General features: G+C 34.8%; 24 protein-coding genes and 2 pseudogenes. 15 read left to right on the forward strand and 11 right to left on the reverse strand.

From position 1 onward, the window contains the following. The first annotated feature begins 434 nt into the window (after positions 1-434). On the forward strand, positions 435-683 hold the full coding sequence (locus F893_RS15690) for a hypothetical protein (RefSeq protein ID WP_005253294.1): 249 nt from the start codon (positions 435-437) through the stop codon (positions 681-683). 30 nt (positions 684-713) lie between these two features. Here F893_RS15690 and F893_RS15695 read toward each other — a convergent pair whose 3' ends face one another. Both F893_RS15695 and F893_RS15700 read right to left on the reverse strand, forming a co-directional pair. Continuing rightward, positions 714-1,034 carry a hypothetical protein gene (locus F893_RS15695; RefSeq protein WP_005253304.1) on the reverse strand — a complete coding sequence of 107 codons (321 nt, stop codon included), beginning with the start codon at positions 1,032-1,034 and terminating at the stop codon, positions 714-716. A gap of 11 nt (positions 1,035-1,045) precedes the next feature. Further along, positions 1,046-1,318: a hypothetical protein gene (locus tag F893_RS15700; RefSeq protein ID WP_005253305.1), complete on the reverse strand. Its 273-nt coding sequence runs from the start codon at positions 1,316-1,318 to the stop codon at positions 1,046-1,048. A gap of 1,187 nt (positions 1,319-2,505) precedes the next feature. On the opposite strand from F893_RS15700, the gene F893_RS15705 reads away from it, so the two are divergent. From F893_RS15705 to F893_RS15745, 8 genes are all read left to right on the forward strand, one after another. Beyond that, positions 2,506-3,711: a replication initiation protein gene (locus F893_RS15705; RefSeq protein WP_005253307.1), complete on the forward strand. Its 1,206-nt coding sequence runs from the start codon at positions 2,506-2,508 to the stop codon at positions 3,709-3,711. Positions 3,712-4,646: 935 nt separating this feature from the next. Continuing rightward, complete coding sequence (locus tag F893_RS15710) at positions 4,647-5,165, forward strand: J domain-containing protein (protein WP_005253309.1); 519 nt, start codon at positions 4,647-4,649, stop codon at positions 5,163-5,165. Between the two features lie 89 nt (positions 5,166-5,254). Next, positions 5,255-5,569: a hypothetical protein gene (locus tag F893_RS15715; RefSeq protein WP_005253311.1), complete on the forward strand. Its 315-nt coding sequence runs from the start codon at positions 5,255-5,257 to the stop codon at positions 5,567-5,569. Between the two features lie 362 nt (positions 5,570-5,931). Next, on the forward strand, positions 5,932-6,312 hold the full coding sequence (locus F893_RS15725) for a DUF6573 family protein (protein WP_005253312.1): 381 nt from the start codon (positions 5,932-5,934) through the stop codon (positions 6,310-6,312). A gap of 152 nt (positions 6,313-6,464) precedes the next feature. Further along, a complete protein-coding gene (locus F893_RS15730) occupies positions 6,465-7,241 on the forward strand; it encodes a ParA family protein (protein WP_005253313.1) in 777 nt (258 codons plus the stop codon). Between the two features lie 3 nt (positions 7,242-7,244). Next, positions 7,245-8,282: a ParB/RepB/Spo0J family partition protein gene (locus tag F893_RS15735; protein ID WP_005253314.1), complete on the forward strand. Its 1,038-nt coding sequence runs from the start codon at positions 7,245-7,247 to the stop codon at positions 8,280-8,282. A 226-nt stretch (positions 8,283-8,508) separates the two neighbouring features. Next, entirely contained in the window at positions 8,509-9,168 is a 660-nt protein-coding gene (locus tag F893_RS15740) for a plasmid mobilization protein (protein ID WP_005253315.1), read from the forward strand. Next, a complete protein-coding gene (locus F893_RS15745) occupies positions 9,168-10,223 on the forward strand; it encodes a relaxase/mobilization nuclease domain-containing protein (protein ID WP_005253316.1) in 1,056 nt (351 codons plus the stop codon). Before F893_RS15740 ends, F893_RS15745 begins: the two co-directional genes overlap by 1 nt. Positions 10,224-10,293: 70 nt before the next feature. Here the strand turns inward: F893_RS15745 and F893_RS15750 are convergent, their stop codons facing one another. The 6 genes from F893_RS15750 to F893_RS17970 form a co-directional block, all read right to left on the reverse strand. Beyond that, positions 10,294-11,007, reverse strand: a complete 714-nt coding sequence (locus F893_RS15750; RefSeq protein WP_005253322.1) for a hypothetical protein — start codon at positions 11,005-11,007, stop codon at positions 10,294-10,296. Positions 11,008-11,085: 78 nt separating this feature from the next. After that, positions 11,086-11,478 carry a DUF192 domain-containing protein gene (locus tag F893_RS15755; RefSeq protein ID WP_228130267.1) on the reverse strand — a complete coding sequence of 131 codons (393 nt, stop codon included), beginning with the start codon at positions 11,476-11,478 and terminating at the stop codon, positions 11,086-11,088. A 65-nt stretch (positions 11,479-11,543) separates the two neighbouring features. After that, positions 11,544-12,839, reverse strand: coding sequence for a Y-family DNA polymerase (locus tag F893_RS15760; protein WP_005253326.1), 1,296 nt, complete (start codon positions 12,837-12,839; stop codon positions 11,544-11,546). Positions 12,840-12,863: 24 nt separating this feature from the next. After that, the gene (locus F893_RS15765; RefSeq protein ID WP_005253328.1) at positions 12,864-13,445 is read right to left on the reverse strand and encodes a LexA family protein; all 582 of its coding nucleotides are present in this window, start codon (positions 13,443-13,445) and stop codon (positions 12,864-12,866) included. A gap of 87 nt (positions 13,446-13,532) precedes the next feature. Next, positions 13,533-14,552, reverse strand: coding sequence for an SMEK domain-containing protein (locus F893_RS15770; RefSeq protein ID WP_005253329.1), 1,020 nt, complete (start codon positions 14,550-14,552; stop codon positions 13,533-13,535). Between the two features lie 12 nt (positions 14,553-14,564). Next, positions 14,565-14,786, reverse strand: coding sequence for a hypothetical protein (locus tag F893_RS17970; protein WP_005253330.1), 222 nt, complete (start codon positions 14,784-14,786; stop codon positions 14,565-14,567). A 38-nt stretch (positions 14,787-14,824) separates the two neighbouring features. Between F893_RS17970 and F893_RS15780 the strand changes: the two are divergent. Further along, positions 14,825-15,319, forward strand: a pseudogene (locus tag F893_RS15780) (IS6 family transposase); the annotation flags it as partial. Positions 15,320-15,352: 33 nt separating this feature from the next. Here the strand turns inward: F893_RS15780 and F893_RS15785 are convergent. Next, a protein-coding gene (locus tag F893_RS15785) for an IS3 family transposase (RefSeq protein ID WP_141667081.1) occupies positions 15,353-16,491 on the reverse strand; the annotation gives its coding sequence in 2 pieces (ribosomal slippage) (positions 15,353-16,233 and positions 16,233-16,491; 1,140 coding nt in all). A 509-nt stretch (positions 16,492-17,000) separates the two neighbouring features. On the opposite strand from F893_RS15785, the gene F893_RS15795 reads away from it, so the two are divergent. From F893_RS15795 to F893_RS15815, 5 genes are all read left to right on the forward strand, one after another. After that, the gene (locus F893_RS15795; RefSeq protein WP_005253334.1) at positions 17,001-17,267 is read left to right on the forward strand and encodes a type II toxin-antitoxin system Phd/YefM family antitoxin; all 267 of its coding nucleotides are present in this window, start codon (positions 17,001-17,003) and stop codon (positions 17,265-17,267) included. Further along, entirely contained in the window at positions 17,251-17,511 is a 261-nt protein-coding gene (locus tag F893_RS15800; RefSeq protein WP_034436743.1) for a Txe/YoeB family addiction module toxin, read from the forward strand. Before F893_RS15795 ends, F893_RS15800 begins: the two co-directional genes overlap by 17 nt. Before the next feature lie 451 nt (positions 17,512-17,962). Next, the gene (locus F893_RS15805) at positions 17,963-18,346 is read left to right on the forward strand and encodes a transposase (protein ID WP_001055585.1); all 384 of its coding nucleotides are present in this window, start codon (positions 17,963-17,965) and stop codon (positions 18,344-18,346) included. Next, a complete protein-coding gene (gene tnpB / locus F893_RS15810; protein WP_000618091.1) occupies positions 18,343-18,678 on the forward strand; it encodes an IS66 family insertion sequence element accessory protein TnpB in 336 nt (111 codons plus the stop codon). Before F893_RS15805 ends, tnpB begins: the two co-directional genes overlap by 4 nt. A gap of 74 nt (positions 18,679-18,752) precedes the next feature. Next, positions 18,753-20,336 (forward strand): IS66-like element ISAba25 family transposase, encoded by a 1,584-nt coding sequence (locus F893_RS15815; RefSeq protein WP_005080957.1) that lies wholly within the window; start codon positions 18,753-18,755, stop codon positions 20,334-20,336. A 27-nt stretch (positions 20,337-20,363) separates the two neighbouring features. Here F893_RS15815 and F893_RS15820 read toward each other — a convergent pair whose 3' ends face one another. Together F893_RS15820 and F893_RS17975 are read right to left on the reverse strand one after the other, a co-directional pair. Then, positions 20,364-22,700, reverse strand: coding sequence for a TIR domain-containing protein (locus tag F893_RS15820; protein WP_005252365.1), 2,337 nt, complete (start codon positions 22,698-22,700; stop codon positions 20,364-20,366). A 75-nt stretch (positions 22,701-22,775) separates the two neighbouring features. Then, positions 22,776-22,844 (reverse strand): annotated as a pseudogene (locus tag F893_RS17975) (transcriptional regulator); the annotation flags it as partial. Positions 22,845-23,024: the final 180 nt, after the last annotated feature.

Genomic DNA, 23,024 nt, shown 5'->3' on the forward strand with positions numbered 1-23,024 from the left:
TTTATCTAAATTCTGCTTTAGTCATGACTAAAAACCTCTATGCTTGGATAAATGCTGCAAGCTACAGCATTTATCCAGGCATCTACATTACCTATCTAATCCAGATCCTCTAAAGGTATCTCAGAGCAAAGTGTCTACTTTGCGAACTGGTGCAATTAGTTAAATTTCCCCTTCCCTGAATACCGTTGATTTTCAAGCGAGCTTTAAAAAGCTGTGCTTTTTAAATGGCGACCGCAGAAAATAAACTGCTCCCTTTTGATTTAGTAGCGGGATTTAAATAGTACATAGCATGAGGTTATTAAAAGGGTTATAACCTCACGTTAAAACATACTATTGCAATGCTACTCCCTATAAATGGCGACTCGATATAAGTAGTAAATTATTTGAAAAGGACTTAATATCCACCTGTGGACATTTATTAAATTGGATAAGTTATGACTGAAGAACTAGAAACAGAAACAGAAGGAAAGGTATTAGATCGCAGAAAAAGATATAGAAAAAAGCCTACTACCAAAACTCCACTATCAGTTTATTTCAATATGGATGTTCCTGAAGATGTTGAAGCATTGGAAGCCTTAGAATATTTAAAAGATATTTATGGCGGGGAAAAACAAGGAAAAAGTGTAGCAGTCAAAGAAGTTTTAAGAATTTTCTATAAACAATTGCAAGAAAAAAAAGCCTGATTTAATCAGGCTTTTTTTTCTTGCAAAAACTTAGGACTTTTTAACTGTAGTGACTAACTTGTCATCTACATAAAGATAAACTCTTTTATTATGTGTATAAGATGAAATTTTAGGTTGTCCTTCTCCTCCTCCAACAGATCCGTCTTGATTACTGCTGACGAATGAACAGTGAGGAAAGCCTTTACCTTTAGCCAGATCTTTTTTTACGTCACTAATTGTAGACTGACATTCAGAAACATTAAGACCGCCAGCAAAGCACATAAAAGCACGACAGCCATAATTTTCATCTTTAGCTGCAACTAAGGTAGATGCACTAGCTAAAGTTAAACCTAAAATAAATTTTTTATACACAAGTAGTCACTCTATTTAGATGAGTTTTCCAGTACGAATAACTTGCCTTCAAAGTTTAGAGATATTGTTTTGGCATTGCTGCACATTGAATAAATCTCTTGAATCAAGAAGGGTAAATTCCGTGTGAATCGAATTTTTCCTGATGCGGTATGAATGACGTGATCAACATCATTTACTTTAACAGTCACAAAATATTGGAACTGTTCGTTCATACCAATTTCAACACCATAGTTATTGGCGTTGAAGTCATCGACTGTTTTCAAGTCATTCATCGTTAAAGCCATTTCTGCAAGATCCCTAGTTTTTTAAAAGTGAAGTACGGATTCTTACAAAATATAATTAATTTAAAAATGTAACTGAAGTGTAACTGTGTGTAAAAGACACAAATACATCAATTATTTTTAAACGCTTTAAATATATATCAAAAAGTTTAAAGTTTTAATGAAAAATTTAAAACTTTTGTAAAAAGTTTGTATATATCAAAGCTCATATTTTTTTTAGATCCCTTCCCTTTTTGTCATGTAAATATCACTTTAATAATCTTCTAAACATTTCTAAAAACTTTTTAAAAAAAACTAGAATCAGGTTTAAAAAGAGTTTAGATAAAGTTTAGGAGTGTTTAGTACAGTTTAAGAGCCTTAATTTCTTTTTTTAAAACATAAGTTTGCAAGCCTATAACTATACGTTTTGTCGCTATAACTATACGTTTTGTCGCTACAACTATACGTTTTGTCGCTACAACTATACGTTTTGTCGCTATAACTATACGTTTTGTCACATATCTATACGTTTTGTCGCAAATAATCCACAAGCTTATCAACCGAATACAAAAAATGGCTAAATTTTTCTTAAAAATCAGTAATTAGTTAGGTGTTTAGCTCTAACTTATTATATTTTTGCGTATTTTTTAGCCTTAATCCATGCTGCACTCTCAAAACTATACGTTTTGTCGCAACTTCCCCGCATAACTATACGTTTTGTCGCAAACCTGCGATTATGCGTACTGGATACGATTATATATATTTTTCAGGAATTAACTAGATTCTTGCTAATCTAATAAGTTATTGTTTTATATAAATAATTATATTAAAGAACAATTTTTATTTTTTGGTGCTAAAAAAGATATTTGTATAGGCTTAAAATCATAACTATACGTTTTGTCGCATTGTAAGTAATTGATATTTATATAATAGTTATAAATATTCAAAATTGAATATTTTTTATCTGGTTTTTGTGTTAAAAATAGCCATACGTTTTGTCGCAACGTAACTAATTGAAATAAAACAAAATACTTAAACAGGAAAAACATTTATTTTTTTATACTACTACAGGGGTATAAAGTAATTTTACTGATTTTTAATAAATATATATTTTAAAAACAATATCTTATAATCTTAGTTAATAACCATACTTGATAAATATACTTGTATAGTTATAATGGTTTCAAAAGGAATAACGGATTTACAAAAAAATGCAGAAAATTATTGGCTCACAAGGCTTAGAAGACTATACACAATCTAATACAAGGGCAAAATTGACCGATTTAGTTGTGACCCGCAATGATTTTCCTACTGCCAGATATAGCATTGATCTCAATCTTGAGAAGCTTATGTACTGTGCAATGATCATCGTAAGAAAGAATGAGCTTCAAAATAAGACCTCAATTACTTATGACGACTTCATTTATGTGAGTAGCGAAAACTTTGGAGAATTGACTTCCCCAATGGCTAGAAAGGAAGTGCTTACAGCAACAGATAAACGTGAAATTCAGAGAAATGCTGAAACTGCTTTAAAACGTATTTATACAAAATTTGATAACCCAACTATGTTGGTTAAAGATGGGGAATCTGACGAACCTGCTAAAGTTCCGATGATGACTTATTGCCATTATGACAAAGCAACTAAATGTATTAAGGTAAGATTCGCAAAAGAATTTTTTGAATATTTCTATGATCTAGTTAAGAAAGTAGATGAAAAAACTAAGTCATTTAGTAGCCATGAACTGAAGCATATTATCTTATTTAATTCGAGCTATTCCCTTCGTTTGTATAGGATCTTAATGAGCTATATGTGGCGTACATCAGAGGTCACTATTGATCTGGAAGAATTAAGATGGATGCTTGAATGTGAGGATAAATATAAAGAGTTGGCCAATTTTAAAAGCCGTGTTTTGAATGTAGCTCAGGATGAAATTAACGAACTTAGTAATATTAATGTCAGTTTTGAGAACGTAAAAAATGGAAAGGAAGTAGTTGCTATTAAGTTCATTTTTAACTTGAAAACTGAATATAAAGAGCAAGGACACATCAAATTTATAGATAAAATGAAAAAGGGCTATCTGGCTGCTGCAATTCCATTTAGTGATGATGGATCACACTTTAAGGCACCTGATCGTATTAAGCATTTCAAACCACCAGTAAAGGTATCTCCAAAGCAAATCAGCACCTTAGTAAATTGCAAAGAATTTTTACTAGATTATGGATATTTCTTAGGTAATTTAGACGAGGATACTTCTAAGGTAATCATGAGAACTCTATTAACTGAAAAGTTAGATAAGCTTAATGCTCATAAGCCGATAGATATGGATTATTACTTCTGGTTACAGGCAAAACGAGGGATTATTACTAATAGCAATAATGATAAGAAGGACGATCAGGACACAGACTATCAGGATTAATATCTAAAAAGCATACCCACCATATTATCTTAAACAGACTTCGCTAATTTAAGACAATATGGTGGTTCAATTTAAAACCTTCAAAAACTCTTATTAATCTATATAAAAATTATCTTTTCTGTTCGCATCCAAATAGTAAAATTTAATAATTAGCCAGTTAATACCTTAGTCATGACTAAATATGTATGTTTAGCCTAAGTGGAATATTTTACCATTTTTTTAGAATATTAATTTACACCCATATAATAAAAACAATAACTTAATCTTAATGTTTCCCACAATTTGGCCAAACCTGTAATATTATTGTCAATAAATTTAGTCTGATAAGTTTTAAGTTTTAAGTTTTAAGTTTTAAGTTTTAAGTTTTAAGTTTTTGCCTTACCTACCCCTAAATTTTTTAGTTTTATATGCTATCTGGTCGCCACCCATGCGGGCTGGCTTTAGGTATCCCGTTTTAGATCAAAGGGGAGCAGTTTATTTTCTACGGTCGCTATTTAAAAAGCACAGCTTTTTAAAGCTCGCTTGAAAATCAACGGTAATCAGGGAGGGAAGGTTTTGCTTTTTCCATAGTTCGCAAAGTAGACACTTTGCTCTGATATATCTTCATGGGATCTAGTGCATCATTTTCCTTAGTCATGACTAAGGGGGAAACAATTTTTCATCTTGCGTCTTTTAAGCTCATTTTAGCGTGTTTTTGGGGTTGGTGTGGGGGTATTAGACATAAGGTGAAAAAAGGCTGTCAGCAGCCTAAGAATTGAAAATATAAGCATTATAAAAGCAGACCAGACAAAATAATTAACTACCTATTTTTTATATATTTTTATCATTAAAAAAATTAGTCATGACTAAGTTTTTGCTTGAAAGTCCACAGGTGGACTGATATAATAATTTATCAGGACGCATCGGGCGACCTGAAATAAAACAGGTATTTAAACATGAAACATTTTTCATCAGTTACATCATTAGACGAGTTAAAACTTCAGTACAAAAAACTAGCTTTTAAAAATCATCCTGATCGTGGCGGTAAAACCGAAGTAATGCAGGAAATTAACAGCGAATATGAACAGCTTTTAAATCGTATTATTAATGAAGCATCAAAAGATCAGTATCAAGACAGTTCCGAAAATGGTCGTGGTTTCTGGTCAAGCCGTTCAGAACATTCTGAAGTTGAGAAAAAAGTAAAACAGGCTATTGATGCAATTATCAATCTGGATGGTTTAGATATTGAAATTATTGGCGTTTGGGTTTGGGTTTCTGGCGACACTAAGCAGCACAAAGAAAAATTAAAAGAAGCGGGTTTTGTCTGGAATCGAGTGCAATGTAAATGGGTGTTCATTGGTAAAAAATCCAATGGTCGGGGCAGAATGACTTTAGATCAAATGCGAGAGTTACACGGCAGCCAGAAAGTTAAAAAAACCAGAATGACAGAAGAAAGACAGCTTTTAACAACTTAATGAAGAAGTCCCCGAAAGGGGGCTTTTTTTATCAATATTCTTAGTCATGACTAAGATTTCTATTGAATGTCCACAGGTGGACTGATATAATGATTTTATCAGGACGCATCGGGCGACCTGAAATAAAACAGGTATTAATTATGCGAGCTTCAGTAGTAGCAATATTTACAAACTATCCTACAGGTAAACTGGTTCATTTTTGCGGTCATGAGGTTTTAACTGGATCTAACTATAATATCTGGTTTCCAATCTTTGATGAAAAAACACTATTCCAAGAAATTGAAAAAATCATGATGAATTGCCGAGTAGCCCACAATGTTACTCATATTGAAAGAATCAGAAGGGGCAACAATGAAAACGGTTATTTTGAAGATTATAGAATCACTTATAACTTAGCTGTTTAAGGCAAACCTCCAATAATGGGAGGTTTTTTATTGGGGGCAATTTTTTTGGTTTTTAGCTTGTCTAAAAAACATAAAAAATTGTCTATCTGTTCTGCTTTATATACGCTCATTTTGGCCTGTTTAGGTTTGTGCTGGGATAAACTAACTTCATATATAAAAAAGGCTGTCAGAAGCCTAAGAATCGCAAATAAGAACATCTGAAAAGCAGTTTAGCCAGGTATTAAAACAGATATTTTTCTACTCAATTTTCCCTATAAAAAATTAGTCATGACTAAGCTTTTGCTTGAAAGTCCACAGGTGGACTGATATAATGATTTTATCAGGACGCATCGGGCGACCTGAAATAAAACAGGTTAAAAATCATGGAACAATACATTTCAGTTTACACACGTCAGCAGGCCATTGAAGAAGGTTTTCTAGTTGCAATCAATTCTCTTAGTCCTAAATTAGATGGACTTGCAAAAGAACATTATAAGCATCCTATCTGCTTCACTTCTGCGCTTTGGGCGGTAGTTGATAAGGCTGTAAAAAATGAAAAATGGCTTAATGACTTAGAGGGCGTTATTCATGACATTTTATGGATGAGCCGAGCATATAAGACACCCCTAAGCCCTAGTGCGGTACGTTTTACAGTGATTATCACAGGCGCTGGTCGCAAGAGAAATCATATTTTAGAATTGCACGTACATGGTGGAGATCAAGGAGAACCAGTCATAACAATTGGTTATCCTGAAGATTTTTAATTTACGTCCTCCCTTTATGGGAGGATTTTTTTATGATAAAAAACTTAGTCATGACTAAGAAAATGCTTGCAATGTCCACAGGTGGACGTTAGAATATACAGCATAAGGACGCAATAGGGCGACCCTTAATAAGCCATTAAACTAGGTGAAATATGAAAAAAGTTGTTGCTTCAAATCAAAAGGGCGGTGTGGGGAAATCTGCAATCATTTGCCAGTATGCACACTATTTGAATTCTTTGGGCTTACGTGTATTAGTCATTGATCTAGACCACCAGAAAAACACTACAAAAGCCTTGATTACTGGCGGGGCTGTGACTGTAGCTAATGTATCTGCTTTCGACATGCTGACTAAAGAAGATCAAACTATTTCAAATCCTGAAGGCTTTACTTTAGTACAAGCAACACCAGAATTAACAGCTATTGAAAAAAATGGCACTTTGCATAATAGCTTTGCCACCAATTACCAGAAGTTTTTAAAATCAGTTGATTCTTTATTTGATGTTTGCCTGATTGATACCAATCCAAATCCCGACATTCGCCAAGTGGCTTCATTGATTGTTAGTGACTATGTTCTAAGTCCAATTCAGTTGAATCAGGAAGCTATTGACGGCATCGGTGGATTACTGAAGCAGATCCAAGCAATTAATCAAAAGCTAAACCCAAATTTAAAATTAATCGGCATCCTTCCGAATATTGTTGAACCAACTCCATTCCAGAAAGACAACCTAAAAGCTATTGTTCAGCATTTTTCAAAGTACCTGATCAAAAACTCAGACGGTAGCTATGCTTTCGTTAAAAAAACGACTGCAATCGCTGAAGCCCAAGCGCAAGGCATACCAACAAATAAATTGGGTAAAACTAGCGGTTTTACCGCATGGGCTGAATTAAAAACAGTTTTTGAAAGCATTAACAAGTTTATGGAGATTTAAGGAATGTTAGATTTATCAGCTTTGGAAGGTATTGATCTAGGTAATCCTGCACCAGTAGCAGACGGAACGCCTAAACAGATTCCACTTACAGATATTCTTGAAGATCCAGATCAGCCGCGTGTCGAATTTCCAGAAGATCAGATGCTAAAAATGGTCGAATCAATCAAGGCTCGTGGAGTTAAAACACCTATTAGTGTTAAACCCCACCCAACAGAACAAGGCAAGTGGATCATCAATTATGGAGCTAGACGTTTTAGAGCTTCAGTGATGGCTGGCAAGGAAACTATCCCTGCTTTTGTTGATAATGATCATGATGATTATGATCAGGTCATGGAGAATAAAGAACGCCTTAACCATTCACCTATTGAGCTTGCACTTTTCATCCAAAAGAAAATTAAGCAAGGCGAGAAGAAAAACGTAATCGCTAAAAAGTTAAATGAAGATCCTGTTTTTATTTCTACTCACCTAGCTTTAGTGGATATGCCAGAGTGCTTATCTAAGGCTTATGATGCAGGTTTTAAATCTCCAAAGACTTTGTATGACTTACGCAAACTTTGGGAATCATTCCCTGAAGAAGTAAACGCTTGGGTGGATGAATCTTTAGAGAATGGTCAAGACATTATCAGATCGAAAGTACAGGCTCTATCTAAAAAGTTAAAAGAACCTAAGCAAGCTGAAGCGACTGAAGCAGATCCAGAATCAGAACCACAGGCGCAAGAAAGCCAAGAGCAAACCGCTATTATTGATGATAATGAATCTTTCAATTTTAATGGGAATGATCAAGCTGAAGCGACTGAAGAACTTGAAGTTAAAAAACTGATGGATCAATCGAACCAGAAAGAGCAGCCAGAAGCTAAAGAAGAAGATCCAGACAAAATCAAAAAACCGCTTTTAGTTGTTATTCATGACGGCAGACAAGCGAACCTGATGCTTAATAAAAAGCCTTCTTCTTTGGGTTTTGCATGGATCAAATACGAAGATGGAACAGAGGTATCCGTAGATTGCAGCAGCCTTGAAATCGAGTATTTACAAGAAGCCTAAACCTACCAATGGAAAAAGACCTTGCTAATGCAAGGTCTTTTTTTGGGCGGGTTTCCCCGACCACCTAGCTTGATTACCCTTAGTCATGACTAAGGAGAAAAGAGGGAAAAAAAAGATATATAATCTAAGGTAAGGCAGGATAGGCAGCAGCCGTTAAAATTGCCATATTGTCACCCAGTTGATAGAATGGGATAAGCAAAATATCACTTTGCTTATGGAATTAATCATGACTAAAGACAATAAAATCTTTTTCAGAGTTGATCGGGCAGTGCTTGATTGGTGGGAAGCAAAGTGTGAAAAACAGGGAATTAAGAAAGGCGCACCTTTCCAAAAAGCGTTAGAACTTTCTTATCAAAAAGAGAATGATCCAGAATATTCAGGACAAGATTTTTCCTTGAATCTTGAAAAGGACTTAGCCGAAAAAATCTATCATTTAGCTAAGTTTGAAGAAGTAGATCCAGACGACCTGATAAAAAAAATGATCAAGGAAAAGTTATCTGAAATAGAAAAAACGCAAGACGTTATAGATGTATTTGAAAAAACATCACGCAAAGAATTACGGCTTAAACCAAGTTTGATGAAAGCCATTAATGAAAAAGCAGCACAGGTCGGCATGAAACCGAATCAATATATCATTTCGGTTTTAACAGCTAATGTCACAAAAGATTCAATATTCTTTAGCCAGGAAGAAGCTCTTAAACTTGGCGAATCAAATAGTCAGCTTTTGGCGATTGGTAGAAACCTAAACCAAATGGCTAAGAATATGAATCAGGGTATTTATGAATCTTACGATAGAGAATTTGTCGAGCGAGTGCATCAGCTAGTAAAAGCTCAAGTTAGGCATGTTTTCACTCTATTAGAGCGCAATAAAAAGAGGTGGGAATAATGGCTAACGGAAGCAGTAATACTACCAGAGAAGTGCAAAGCACTTTGCTTACTCATGGTGAGCAGCTACTTAACGGATCTAAAGTTAAGCGTGTTAATCAGACCCAAAGTTTAGATACTTTTTTAAATGATCTGTCTAAGCCTAAAAATGGATCTGGCCATTCAGCTAAATCATCTCCAAATAGCGTTAAGGCAACTTTAAATAGAATCAGTAAAAAGACCCCTGAAGTAATGGTCAAGGTTACTGGTGGAGGTAATTCTATGGGGAAGGTGAAAGCCCACATGGGATATATCACACGGAATGGACAATTAGAGGGCATTGATCAAGACGGAAATAAAGTTAATGGCAAGGATGATATAGAAGATACTGCTGAAGATTGGCAAATGTCAGGTACACCTATTTCTGATGATGAATCTAAATACAAGCAGGCTTTTAATATAGTGTTATCTATGCCGAAAGGTACGGATGAAAAAGGCGTTTATGATGCTGCAAAAGAATTTGCAGAGGAACATTTTAAAGACCATAAATATATGCTGGTGCAGCATACCTTTACCAATGACCCTTCAAAAGATCCAAGTGAAAACCCGCATGTGCATGTTGTTGTTAAAGCTGTTTCTGAAAAAGGTGATCGGTTAAATATCAGGAAGGCTGACCTTCAGGAATGGCGAGAAAGTTTTGCTGAAAAATTAAGATCCAGAGGGATTGAAGCGAATGCGACAAAACGTATAGCTAGACTGCAAAAAAATAGAAGTGATAAGCAGTCAGTCAAACAAATGAAAGAGCAGGGCAAATCGTTTAAGCGATATGGTAAAAATAAGGCCAGTCCTGAACGTGTCCAGAAAGCTAAACAGCAAGAAAAAGAAGCATTGACGCATTACAAGGAAATTACTAAAGCTCTATCACAGTCACCAGATCCGCAAGATAGAAAACTAGCAGTTGATCTAGTGGACTATTTAAGGACACAGGTAGAAGTGAAAAAACCACAGCCACAGATTCAACCTAATAAGCCAGATCCACAACAAAGATTGAACAAAGGGAAGGAACAAGAACGCTAACGAGATAGTTATCGTACTGAATTGCTCTTACAATTCTAGATACATATAATGATCTTTCGATCAGGTTTATCTAGAATTGTGATTTATTTTCAATACTTAGGATTGGTTTATAGCGTTGGATATATTCAACTAAATCGCGGCTATCCCACACCTCTATAGTATGGCCATAACCTGCGGGTAATGGAGAACCATCATTAAAAAATAAGCTAGCAATATAAAGATCTTTAGTATATTCGCATGCTGAAATAGAGATACTCATTAGGTGACCTTTTATATTTAGTTGTTCTACTATCGGCCTGTAGTCAATCAAACTATTTGATTCAAATCCTAGATATGAGATCAAGAAGGACTTTAATTCATCCATTGTAATTCGGTAAGGTAACTCATCATCACTAAAAATTTTTACTTGATCTTGCCTAAGTGCATGATGAGATAAATATCTATCAAAATTTTCTATCTGTGAGTTAATCGAATTACAGGAATCTTTAAGTTGTTTGTAAGTATCATAAAACATTCGAGATAATTCTGAATATTGATTGATAACTACTTGGTATTTGCGTTCTAAAGCCTTGTGCTTTAATACTAAAACATCATCAGGTGGTGTCTGCGGTAATTGAAGGAAGGGCTTAGGGCGAATTTTTGGCAATTTGTCGTATTGTTTCAAGTACTCTTTATAATGACGCGCGGAATTTTCACCTACATATTTGGCAAAAATTTTTAGTGGTACTCCACTAAAGAAAGGATGTTTTCCAATCGAAACAATATCATTAATATCAACAGCCATCTTTTTTCCTAAAAATAGTTCGTCACTTTATTAAATATTTATAATCGTAGTAGAAAGTCTATATTTAAACTATAGAATTTATTGCTCTCTCACAATTTCTAGTGCATATACTATCTTTTCATTAGGGCAATACTGCTTTTGGGAAAACTTTTCCATGACAGCCGATCCAATAATTTCTTTATCTGCATTAAAGAAAAATATATCTAAGTCATAAGGTACATTGACCATATTAAAACAGGTATAAATCGGCTTTTTCCACGTAAAGACTAACGGCTTTAATGAAAAATTTTCTTTAAAACCTATTTCTTGATCATGTTCCCTATATAGGTACAGAGCCGTTAATTTTTTTCCATTAAAGCTAAACGTCTTTACTTCTTTATCTTGATCAAAGTAAGGGTTATAAACCTGTTTAAAGGCCATAACAGACACTACTATTAAAAGAGCTATATATGCTGCATATTTTAATTTCAATTCCTGTTATTCCTTTTAGCCAGGTGGCAAGTCACATGCAAAAAAATTGTCTTAGTCATGACTAATTATTTAACACTCATAAGTTGATCCCATTTAAAGTAATTGGGAGACAGCTTATTACGTGACATATTCCAATTTCTATCAGGTAGCATACTGGCACCTAATCCTATTTTTTTCTTACCAAATTTATTCTGTATATCATCGAGTGAATCCATAAGTTTATTACTTGATTCTATCTTATTCATTTCCGTGAATAGGTCATAAATATGAGTAGCTTTAGGTTCAAGACAAGTGAGGATAACTCCACATTTTTTATATCCAATATTCTTCTGGTATAGCTGATCAACCATTGAGGTAGCAATTTTAGATAGTAATAAAATATTGTCTGATGGATCGGGTAAAGCGTAAGACAACGATTTATTATAAAAAGGCTCAGAACTATCAAATGGATTAGATTGAACAAAACTAATAATACAGCCACATAGTAAATTTTCACTTCTTAAACGGCTTACTGCATCCTGAACATAAAGTGTAATTGCTTCTTTAAGATCTTCACAGCTATAAACTTTCTGGCCAAAGGAACGGCTTGCTATTATTTGTTTTTTTGCTTTAGGACTTTGCTCAATTTCAATGCAAGAAATTCCCTGTAATTCTAATAATGTTCTGTGCATGACTATAGAGAATTGATCTTTAATCATTAAGGGTGAAGCACAGACAAAATCTAGAACGGTATTAATGCTTAGGCTATTCAGCTTTTTAGTATGCTTTCTACCAATACCCCATACTTCACCAACTTCTATAAATTGATATAAGCCCTCAATCGAACAATAGTCCATTGAAACAAGGTTACATACACCTTTTAAATAACTATTCTTTTTAGCGATATGATTAGCCAATTTTGCTTCTGTTTTAGTCCGTCCAATTCCAATACAGGCCGGCAAACCTAGCCAACGTGAGAGCCGATCCAGAATTAAATGAGCATACGCAGTTAGATCATAATTTGAAGCATAAGCAGTTAGATCTAAAAAGCATTCATCAATCGAATAAATTTCTTGTTCTTGAGGTGTAACAAATTCAGCTAGGACTTTTATAAATCTACGGGACATTTCCGCATATAGAGCATAATTACTCGAAAGGACTGTAATGTTGTGCTGCTCTATAAGATCCTTGAGTTGAAATAGAGGTACACCCATCTTTATTCCTAAATCCTTAACTTCTTGTGAACGAGCCACAGCACAACCGTCATTATTAGATAATACGATTACTGGTTTATTATTCAGGCTTGGATTAAAGACACGTTCACAACTTACATAACAGTTATTAATGTCTACCAAAGCAAAGATTTTATTTTGATTTTCCATGTAGATTAGACCAATAGGATTAGATTATTTATGTTTCCTAAATGGCTTAATGACAAAAGTCACTACACCCCATATTAACAATTCTTGGCAATCATTGAGGTGAATGTCATCATAATCTGAATTTTCAGCTTTAAGCCAACACTTATCACCTTCAACCATTAACCGCTTAACGGTGAAATCATTGTCAATTAGGGCAATAACAATATCTTCGTGTTTAGCTTCAAGACTACGATCCACTATAAGCTCGTCATCAATTTCAATGCCTGCATCACGCATGGAAAGTGAAGCTACTTTGACAACAAATGTTGCAGCTTCATTTTTCACAAGGTGTTCATTCATATCTAAAGTTTTATCAATGTAATCTTGTGCGGGAGAGGGGAAACCAGCAGCTACTTTTTCTAAAGCTAAAGGAATACGTTTAAAGGTCAAAGGATTAATTAAGGTAATAGAAGCTATATCATTGAAGGTAGTCTTTTTATGATCCGCTAAAAACTTCTTAATCTCTACAATACGTGATATTGGTACACGCATAGTCTTAGTGGGTTCATTGTAAATTGCCTTTCTTCCTGCACCCTCCCTATAACCACCTTTTCTATTTTCATACATAAAAGCCCCTTTGATTTTGTGACAAAATCAAATAATAAGCTTTAAGGTACTGGAAATACAATGTTTTAAAGATAAATGGTAAATTAACTATCTTAAAGAAGAAAAATTTAAATTAACTAAGATCTGCTCTAACTTGTCACAATCGTAATCTAAGTAATCATACAAGAAAGCAAAAGCGTTACCATCTATTAACTCACCTCTATAGTAGATACTTATTGCTTCATAATTGTACCCCATTCTTTGATACATAATTTCAGTATCAATAAAGCCAAGATGTGCTTCAATTAATTCATTCACATATTTAATAGAATCGTCTCCATAACGGTTTTTTAATGATGATAATCCCATATATATTCCTTCTAATAATATATTAGGATTCTGTTCTTTACTTGATTTTTTAATGGAATGATAAATTATATTTAATAGATAACGTCTTGCTCCGCCACTTAATTCGCCAACAATATTAAATAAGTTTTTATAAGTAACCATAGCATTTTCTATATCTTCTTTTTCATACTCTCCTCCTGAAAAATGTCCTGATTTATTAATAAAACCTTTTAAATCATCTTCCTTAATTTCAATTTTTTTTATATTTGTAGAGTCATGAATTGGGATGAAAATTAGATTTTTTTCAATGTAATCAACTATTTCCTGAATTTTATTATCATCTAACCTCCGTATATCAGAATATAAAGAAGTAAAATCTTTCATACGTAAAATATAAGAATTAGATATATATTTTGGATAATTTAAATTTGCTTTATTCTTTAGAAAAAAAATATATAGGATATCGAAATTATTATTAAGATGTTTCTCGAAAAATTTATTTACTGTTTCAGTTTTTTTTATTAACCTATCATTTGAAGTCACCTGAACTGCTTTTCTTGCTTTTAAATCATATAGATCTATTACAGGGTAATTTAATTCATCTCTATTAGCATTAATTAAATTAGTATTAAGAACCTTATTAAGAATAAATATAAAAAAATCTTCCATTGATGTATTTAAATCTGTAAATCCTATAGAATTATTTAACTGAATAAATGTTGAAATATGTGTAAATTTAATTAGGATCTTTTCTAAATTATTAGTTCTAAGTGTATTCATTAATATACCTTGCTAATTGCTCATATCTGCTTTTAATGCCCTTTGTACGGTCGCTATTCCAATTTTAAACTTTTCTGCAACACTTCTAAATGTTGCATTTTCTTCTTCCATTGCTTTTTTTATTTCTAAATAGTCTACCTTTCGTTTTCTTCCCTTATATAAACCTTTGGCTTTGGCTTTAGCAATTCCTTCCTTTTGACGTTCACGGAGGCACTGTTGCAAATAGGCTGACATGATAAGCTAAATATCTTATTTATTTCGAGATACAGCAGATGAATCCCTTCCACGGTCGGCACTTTCAAGGTGAAATCATTCTTTGGGCTGTTCGTTGGTATTGTAAATATGGCATCAGCTATCGTGAACTTCAAGAAATGCTCGCTGAGCGAGGCATCAATGTGGATCACAGTACAATTTATCGTTGGGTTCAGCGTTATGCTCCAGAAATGGAAAAACGGTTACGCTGGTATTGGCGTAATCCTACAGATTTACATTCATGGCATATGGATGAGACTTATATCAAAGTGAAGGGGCGATGGACTTACCTGTATCGCGCAGTTGATCAACGTGGTCATACGATTGACTTTTACCTTTCCGCTAGACGGAACAGTAAATCAGCCTATAGTTTTCTAGGAAAGATCTTCAATACGGTGAAAAAATGGCAAATTCCACGGGTCATCAATACAGATAAAGCAGCGACCTATGGCCATGCTTTATCACGATTAAAGCGAGAAGGAAAATGTCCAGTAGATATTGAGCACAGGCAAATGGACTGCTCCCAGTATCTTAGACATGAGATAGCCTCATTTTGAAGCTGTCTCGAATGCTTCTGGGCTCATACCATCGAGGTGCGAATGACGCCTGATTCGATTGTAGAACATTTCGATATAATCAAACACATCCGCACGAGCCATTTCTCGTGTTTTATAGATTCTCTTTTTAATTCTTTCCTTCTTTAAACTGCTAAAAAAAGATTCAGCAACAGCGTTGTCCCAACAGTTTCCTCTGCGACTCATACTGGGAATTAAATTATGCTTTTGACAGAATTTCTGCCAGTCTCCACTACTGTATTGTGAGCCTTGGTCTGAGTGTATGATCACAGGTTCATCGGGTCTGCGTCGCCATACTGCCATGAGTAGTGCATCAAGAACGATATCCTTAGCAAGAGTTGGTTTCATTGACCAACCGATCACTTTTCTCGAATATAAATCAAGCACTACAGCCAGATATAACCAGCCTTGCCAAGTCCGAATATAGGTAATATCAGTTACCCAGGAAGTATTCGGAGTATTCACAACAAACTCTCTATTTAAATGGTTGGGTGGCACAATCTGAGGACGACCACGGCCATAACTTTTATGCTTCTTGTATCCTCTAACTGCTGCAATACCATTGTTTTTCATGATCTTCAGTACACGATTCGGGCCACAGCCTTCACCTAGTTCTTTAAGATCCAAAGTAATGCGACGATAACCATAAATACCATAACTAGCATCATAAGAAGATCGGATGAGCTGTAATAACCGTTTATCTTCAATAGTTCTGCCTGATTCGGGTTCATGCAACCAAGCGTAATAACCAGCACGAGCAAGCTTTAAAACCCGACACATCGTTTTAATCTTAAATTGATTACTGTACTCAAGAATAAACTGATACTTTACTCGGGCAGACTTGCAAAGTACCTTGCGGCCTTTTTTAGTATGTCCCGTTCCTCTTCAGTTTGTCTAAGTTGACTTTTAAGACGGAGGATCTCTTTCTTTGCTTCGAGCAATTCATGTTCATCAGGGTTGTTGCGTAAAGGCTGTATCGCCTTTAACCATTTATAAATACTGTGTTGTGATACACCTAAACGTTCCGCTACATCAGTGACAGAATATCCTCGTTCAGTAATTAATTTTATAGCTTCGTCTTTAAATTCTGGGGTATATCGTTGTCCACTCATAATGTTTTCTCCTGTGCAAAAAGAATAGACGATATTTGTCTAGGAGAGTGGTGGCAGTCCAAAAGATGGTTATGTGTGTCTAGAATTTTGGTGGCTATTCAACACAGACACTTTTATTTTAAACATCTGGAGCTTAGGCTATATTCAAATTACTTAAGATATTGGATATTACTTATATTTATTAGATGGTTATTTATTTTATTGAAAAAATTACTTTTAGAACATCTGTATTCCATAAGTCTACTTCGTGAGGTTATAAATATCCCGATTAATATTCTAATTAAAGACTTTACTTGTTGTACAGAATATTGTACATTTTAATTGTACAGGAAACTGTACATAAATGTGTTTTTGCAAACAGAAACGAAACCAGCCAGTTTTTGAATTTAAGTGTCCGTATAAAGTATCTATAGCGAATCTATAAGCCAACGTGCTAACCAATCAATGCTAGATCTGTGAAGTGACCAAATATATTTTTAAGGCTAAATATTTAACAGGAAATGCAAAGCATGCAAGTATTTACATATACCGATGCACGTAACAATCTAAAATCCGTTTTAGATAAAGTTATTGAAGACGCAGATGTAGCAGTAATTACTCGTAAAGAAGGAAGCCACGCGGTTGTTATGGGACAAGAACACTATGACAGCTTAATGGAAACGCTTCATCTACTTTCCTCTCCGAATAATGCTGCTCGTTTGAATGAATCAATTGCCCAATTACGTGCATCCCGTACTATTGCAAGGGATCTCATAGAAGATGAATCGGACGATTGAGTTTACGGATAATGCATGGGAAGACTATCTTTATTGGCAGACACAAGACAAGAAGGTACTCAAGCGAATAAATGCTTTGGTTAAAGAGTGTCAGAGAACACCATTTGAAGGCACTGGAAAACCTGAACCACTGAAGGCAAATCTTTCAGGCTTTTGGAGCCGTAGAATCGATGAAAAGCATAGACTAGTCTATGAAGTTACGGATCAACGAATAAGCATTGTTCAATGCCGTTTTCATTACTAATTACAAAGCTTTTACTAAAAACAGGTAAATATCCTGAATTAAAGTCAGAATATTTACCTTGTTTATTATAAAATATTCTGAACTAATGAGTGTTCGGGAGTTGTATTATACTGATTATTCATAGGTATTTTTAAAGTTGAACTAATCCATTTTTTTTCATTAAAGTGAACTTTATTCATATAAACAAAATTCAAAACCATGTGCTGTAAAAGGTTAGTAACTATCAAGTTTTTATCGTTTTCTTCTTCATATAGCTTTTTGATTTCTTTTCTCGGCAGCTTTCCTAAAGATAACTGAGTTTGAATAAAAATTAATTGGTAAGCTGGATTATTCTCTTTTATTAATAACTCATTAGTAATTTCTTCGTAAGCATCCGGCTAACACAGCCTTACCAAGCGATCCTATAAACCTTAATTTAGTTCCCACCTAAAAACAAGTGGGGACTTAATCCATGAACATGGATATATATTCAGCAACACCTCCTGTTGCTAAAAAACGCCGAAAATACAGCAAAGAATTCAAACTCAGTATTGTCAATGCCTGCAAAAATCCTAATACCTCGATCGCTTCGGTCGCACTGCAACATAGTATTAATGCCAACCTTGTCAGTCGTTGGATCAGGATCTTCAGCCATCATGAGGGTGCCGTGCAGGATCCTACTCATGTGAATCCAGCATTTATTGCTTTGCCTTACACTGCTGCAATCAGCCAACCTATTGATGAGAGGATCACGTTGTGTATCACCGTGCCTCATACGAATAATGATATTCAGCTAAAATGGCAGACATCAGAAATACCTGCCTTGGCAGAATTACTCAAGGCACTTGCAACATGATCCGCATTGATGAAATCTGGTTGTCTACTCAGCCCATGGACATGCGTGCAGGTATGGATACGACCATGGCTCAGGTGGTGAGAGCCTTTGGCTACATCAAACCGCATTGTGCTTACCTGTTCTGTAATAAACGTGGCCATCGCATGAAAGTGCTGGTACATGATGGATTGGGCATCTGGCTGTGTGCCCGGCGGCTGGAACAGGGCAAATTTCACTGGGCTCAAGTTCACCAAGGTGAAACCGTGGCCCTCAGCCCGGAACAGTTACAGGCACTGATCCAAGGTTTGCCCTGGCAGCGCATTGGACGACAGCAGGTGGTGACGATGCTTTAAACCAGGCTCGACCATTCTGCTATTCTCCAAACGTTCTATTTCATTCTTCTCATGACCTCAGGCATACTGCGGTCATGAATACGCTGCCTGACTTAAGCCAACTGACCCATGAACAACTGCTGGAATTCACCAGGCAGTTGGCGCTGCAGCATCAGTCTCTAGCACAATCAAACCAACAATTGGATGCCAAAGTTCAACATCTTTCTATTCTCAATCAAAAATACGAGCATGAACTGGCGCTGTTTAAAAAGCACAAATTCGCCCAAAAGAATGAACACTTAACGGCAAAACAAATCCATCTGTGGGATGAAGCGGTTGAAGAAGATATTGCCGCGGTTGATCTAGAACTGGAACGGCTAAATGCAGATAAAACCAATGCAGCGACACAGAAAGCCAAAACCAATAAACCTAAACGTCGACCACTGCCAGATCATCTACACACCATCCGTATTGAGCATGAACCTGCATCAACCCAATGTGCTTGTGGCTGCCAACTCCGTCGTATCGGCGAAGATGTCAGTGAAAAACTGCATTTCAGACCGGCACAGTTCTATAAGGAACAGCATGTGCGTGGTAAATGGGTCTGTGATCAGTGTGACACTCTAACTCAGCAAGCGATGCCCGCCTATGTGATTGATAAAGGCATTGCTTCACCTGAATTGCTCAGCCATGTGCTGGTATCGAAGTATGCCGATCATTTGCCGCTGTACCGTCAGCGCCTGATCTATCAGCGGGCTGGCATTGATCTGTCCAGATCCACTTTATCTGACTGGATAGGTCGCTGCGGTGTAGAACTGGAACCTCTGGCCAATGCCTTAAAAGAGGTGGTGCTGCAACAGCGGGTGCTGCATGCAGATGAAACACCGGTCACCATCATGCGGATGGGTGAGAATAATAAAAAACCGAAGAAAGGTTATGTCTGGGCCTATGCCACCACACAGTATAATCCAGTTCAGGCGGTGATCTATGACTTTCAGGATAGTCGTTCAGGCCAGCATGCTGAAGAGTTCTTGAAAGGCTGGCAGGGCTATCTAGTCTGTGATGATTACAGTGGTTATAAAGCACGTTTTAAATCAGGCCAGGTGATTGAGGTGGGGTGCATGGCCCATGCACGTCGTAAATTCCATGAACTGCATGTAACTGGGAAAAGTCAGGTTGCTGAACAGGCCTTAGTGCTGATTCAGAAACTGTATGCGATAGAAGCAGAACTCAGGAAAAAGACCGATGGTACAGCGGAAGACCGCCGCGAATACCGACAACAGCATAGTCAACCAGTGATGCAACAACTATATGAATGGCTCAACCAACATCATCTGACAGTGCCATCGAGTTCTCCCACCGCCAAGGCTATCAATTACACTCTGAAGCGTTGGCCAGCCTTAAGCCGCTATCTGGATGATGGCAATCTACCGATATGCAACAATTGGGTAGAGAATCAGATGCGTCCCTGGGCGTTGGGACGCAAGAACTGGCTGTTTGCAGGTTCGCTGCGCAGTGGTCAGCGAGCGGCAAACATCATGACTTTAATCCAGTCAGCAAAGCTGAATGGCTTGGATCCGTATGCCTATTTAAGTGATGTGCTGAAAAGGTTACCGACACACAAAGTGACCCAAATTGAAGAATTGCTGCCGCACTGCTGGAAACCTAAATCGAATTAAAAAATAGGTATGGGATTCAGCGGACGCTTACATTTCTTCAAGCTGAGGTGATGCTGTAGCTTTAGAGATAAAATTAATTAAATAGCGACAAACAGATTTACACATTTCAAAAATCATTTTTTCAGCCATAGCTACTGCTTCTTCATTTGAAGATTTTTCCTTTTCTTGAATTATAGAAATCATGAACTCCTTTAAGTCATTATCGGATTTCATCAATACATCTAAGAAAAAGGATAGAGACTTGAGACCTAAGCTATAACTAGAATCTAGTAAATTCTCTAGTCTACTGCGGTTGAAAGATCCATATTTGTTCTTCGCTATCTGCCCTAGTACTTCAAGACATCTAAAAATAGTATGAGCTTCATTAATTTCATTGAGTTCAATATTTTGATCAAGGCTATCTTTAATTTCACTATTATTTTCTTTGTTATCAAGGGAATTAATAGCGGATTCTAAAACGTCTTCTGATTCTGGTCTGTTATCTTTTAAAGTGAGTTGTTTACTTCTTTCATCATATATATTTTTATTTTCTAAACGAATTTGTTTAATTTCCTGATTTAAAATTTGTTTAAATTTTAAATTTAAATCTTGATTTTGATCAAGGGTTAAGTAATGAGGTGTGCTATTTATTAATAGATTTGAACTGTAATCTAAAATATTGTCAATAAAATCAGTAGAATTTGAGTGATGAACCAAAAATATTAGAATATTAGCACTTTCTTCTGTATGAATAGTGTCGCATAGTTCTTTAATTAAACTAGTAAGAGTATTTTGGTTGGTAGCTATATATTTTGAGCAAGAAAAGTAATATATATATTTTTGTGAAAAAATATAATCTAAATTTTCATCTAAATATAAAATATTTGATTCAATTAGTGTTTTTTTGATATCTAAATTAATAACATAATCTTTATGATAGTCTTTAATTAAATTATCTAATCTTTCATTGGATATACTTTTGGCTCTATTTTCAAACATGTTGTATGAAAGATGGGATAAAAAATTTAAAATACTATCAAAGTCATGATGATTTACATTTGACTTATGTAATAGACTTAAAATTAGTGTGTTATAACAATGTCCATAAGAAGTTAGAGAGAAGTCTCTAGAAACATTTAAATTATCTAAGGTCTGAATAATAGTAAGAATATACATTGGCTTAGCGTCCATTACATTCTTTCTAAGTAACAGATCAAAATGATTAGTAACAGTATCAATTTTCCTTAAAAAATCTGCATCATTTTGTACATAAGGAGTTTCAATTCCAATCCCATACCACTTACTATATAGCTCATTTCTTTTAACGTGACCTAGATTTTTTATTTCAAAAATTTCAAAATTTACATTTAAATGTTTTGATCTATCTCCAAAAAAATATTGTTTATCTACAAAAAAATAAATTTTCTTAAAAAAACTAGTTATAGACTTTAAAAAATCATTTTCATATTTTTCACTAATTTGTAAATTATGGAAGTCGTCAATTAATAAAACAAAATTTTCTAGATTCTTATCATATTCAATATTATATTTATTTGAACAAATTTTAAGAAGTTGCTCTGCACTATAATGTTTAATATCTGTTGACTTTAAAGTGACGACTTGATAACCCTTTTTAAATAAATCGTGAGAATATTTTTTTAATAAGGCAGTTTTTCCAGATTTATCTGATCCGATAAAATAACAATAATTATATTTTTCGAGAATACTTTCTGAAGAAATTTGTTTGTAGTTAATTACATCATTACTATTTATATGTTCCAAATCAGGATAAATAAAAACATCATCCAGGATCACATGATCTTTATGAGGATGTTTTATACTTATTCCTAGGTCATGAATGTAATTATGAAATTTTTCAGATTGGTCAAAGATCAGAGCTGATGCTAGATGATCTTTTTTTTTTTCAATATCTACAGTTCTATTTCTCTCAATTTGACTCATCAATTGATCTACTACTGTTAAATAGACAGAACTTATATTCTCATACTTTGATACAGGACCACCATCTTCAGGAGCACATTTTATTTTTCCAAAATATGTTCTTTTCCAAAGGCAATCCTCAGCAATAATTGGAAAAATTTTAGAGTTATCAATTACTTGCTTTTCAATTGCAACTTCTAACTCTTTTCTAATACAGTAATCTGAGTTTAAATATTCTGTACTAACTAAACACACGACTATATCTGCAGATTGAAGATGTTCTTGGATAGTTCCATCTAAATCCTGACCTATGTCAACTTGTTGATCTGTAAAGATTTCTATATTATTGAATTTAGCAATAGCGCCTAAATGGGACATTAATGCATTGAAGTGAATGTCATTTGCATGACAATAACTAATAAAAATTTTAGTAGAATGTTCCATATTTTTTTTGTTTAAGAAGATATTATTTATATATTACAAAATAAAACAAACCAATAACAGTTGTTTTAATCTTTTTTAAATCAGAGTTGGATGGGAATCCAGAATGCGAATTAGAGTCGCTGCAGGACCAGTAGGATAGCGACGACATTATCCCAGTTAAACAAAAATAATTAAGATAAAAATATCTAGATTTTTTATTAATTTAGGATATATTTATTAATGTTGACTTATTGAACCGCTGCCAAACTCTGGCAAACATCTCAATGAGGCTTCCCGAGTAGTGCACATCACACCGATATCAGCAGGGAACTTGACACGATGGAC

The sequence above is a fragment of the Acinetobacter sp. CIP 102136 genome, assembly GCF_000369685.1.
Lineage (GTDB): Bacteria > Pseudomonadota > Gammaproteobacteria > Pseudomonadales > Moraxellaceae > Acinetobacter > Acinetobacter fasciculus.

Excerpts from the sequence above, each read along its gene's own strand:
- F893_RS15690 (WP_005253294.1), top strand. The coding sequence starts at position 435 with ATGACTGAAGAACTAGAAACAGAAACAGAAGGAAAGGTATTAGATCGC.
- F893_RS15700 (WP_005253305.1), bottom strand. The coding sequence starts at position 1,318 with ATGGCTTTAACGATGAATGACTTGAAAACAGTCGATGACTTCAACGCC.
- F893_RS15705 (WP_005253307.1), top strand. The coding sequence starts at position 2,506 with ATGCAGAAAATTATTGGCTCACAAGGCTTAGAAGACTATACACAATCT.
- F893_RS15710 (WP_005253309.1), top strand. The coding sequence starts at position 4,647 with ATGAAACATTTTTCATCAGTTACATCATTAGACGAGTTAAAACTTCAG.
- F893_RS15715 (WP_005253311.1), top strand. The coding sequence starts at position 5,255 with ATGATTTTATCAGGACGCATCGGGCGACCTGAAATAAAACAGGTATTA.
- F893_RS15725 (WP_005253312.1), top strand. The coding sequence starts at position 5,932 with ATGGAACAATACATTTCAGTTTACACACGTCAGCAGGCCATTGAAGAA.
- F893_RS15730 (WP_005253313.1), top strand. The coding sequence starts at position 6,465 with ATGAAAAAAGTTGTTGCTTCAAATCAAAAGGGCGGTGTGGGGAAATCT.
- F893_RS15735 (WP_005253314.1), top strand. The coding sequence starts at position 7,245 with ATGTTAGATTTATCAGCTTTGGAAGGTATTGATCTAGGTAATCCTGCA.
- F893_RS15740 (WP_005253315.1), top strand. The coding sequence starts at position 8,509 with ATGACTAAAGACAATAAAATCTTTTTCAGAGTTGATCGGGCAGTGCTT.
- F893_RS15745 (WP_005253316.1), top strand. The coding sequence starts at position 9,168 with ATGGCTAACGGAAGCAGTAATACTACCAGAGAAGTGCAAAGCACTTTG.
- F893_RS15750 (WP_005253322.1), bottom strand. The coding sequence starts at position 11,007 with ATGGCTGTTGATATTAATGATATTGTTTCGATTGGAAAACATCCTTTC.
- F893_RS15760 (WP_005253326.1), bottom strand. The coding sequence starts at position 12,839 with ATGGAAAATCAAAATAAAATCTTTGCTTTGGTAGACATTAATAACTGT.
- F893_RS15765 (WP_005253328.1), bottom strand. The coding sequence starts at position 13,445 with ATGTATGAAAATAGAAAAGGTGGTTATAGGGAGGGTGCAGGAAGAAAG.
- F893_RS15770 (WP_005253329.1), bottom strand. The coding sequence starts at position 14,552 with ATGAATACACTTAGAACTAATAATTTAGAAAAGATCCTAATTAAATTT.
- F893_RS17970 (WP_005253330.1), bottom strand. The coding sequence starts at position 14,786 with ATGTCAGCCTATTTGCAACAGTGCCTCCGTGAACGTCAAAAGGAAGGA.
- F893_RS15795 (WP_005253334.1), top strand. The coding sequence starts at position 17,001 with ATGCAAGTATTTACATATACCGATGCACGTAACAATCTAAAATCCGTT.
- F893_RS15800 (WP_034436743.1), top strand. The coding sequence starts at position 17,251 with ATGAATCGGACGATTGAGTTTACGGATAATGCATGGGAAGACTATCTT.
- F893_RS15805 (WP_001055585.1), top strand. The coding sequence starts at position 17,963 with ATGAACATGGATATATATTCAGCAACACCTCCTGTTGCTAAAAAACGC.
- tnpB (WP_000618091.1), top strand. The coding sequence starts at position 18,343 with ATGATCCGCATTGATGAAATCTGGTTGTCTACTCAGCCCATGGACATG.
- F893_RS15815 (WP_005080957.1), top strand. The coding sequence starts at position 18,753 with ATGAATACGCTGCCTGACTTAAGCCAACTGACCCATGAACAACTGCTG.
- F893_RS15820 (WP_005252365.1), bottom strand. The coding sequence starts at position 22,700 with ATGGAACATTCTACTAAAATTTTTATTAGTTATTGTCATGCAAATGAC.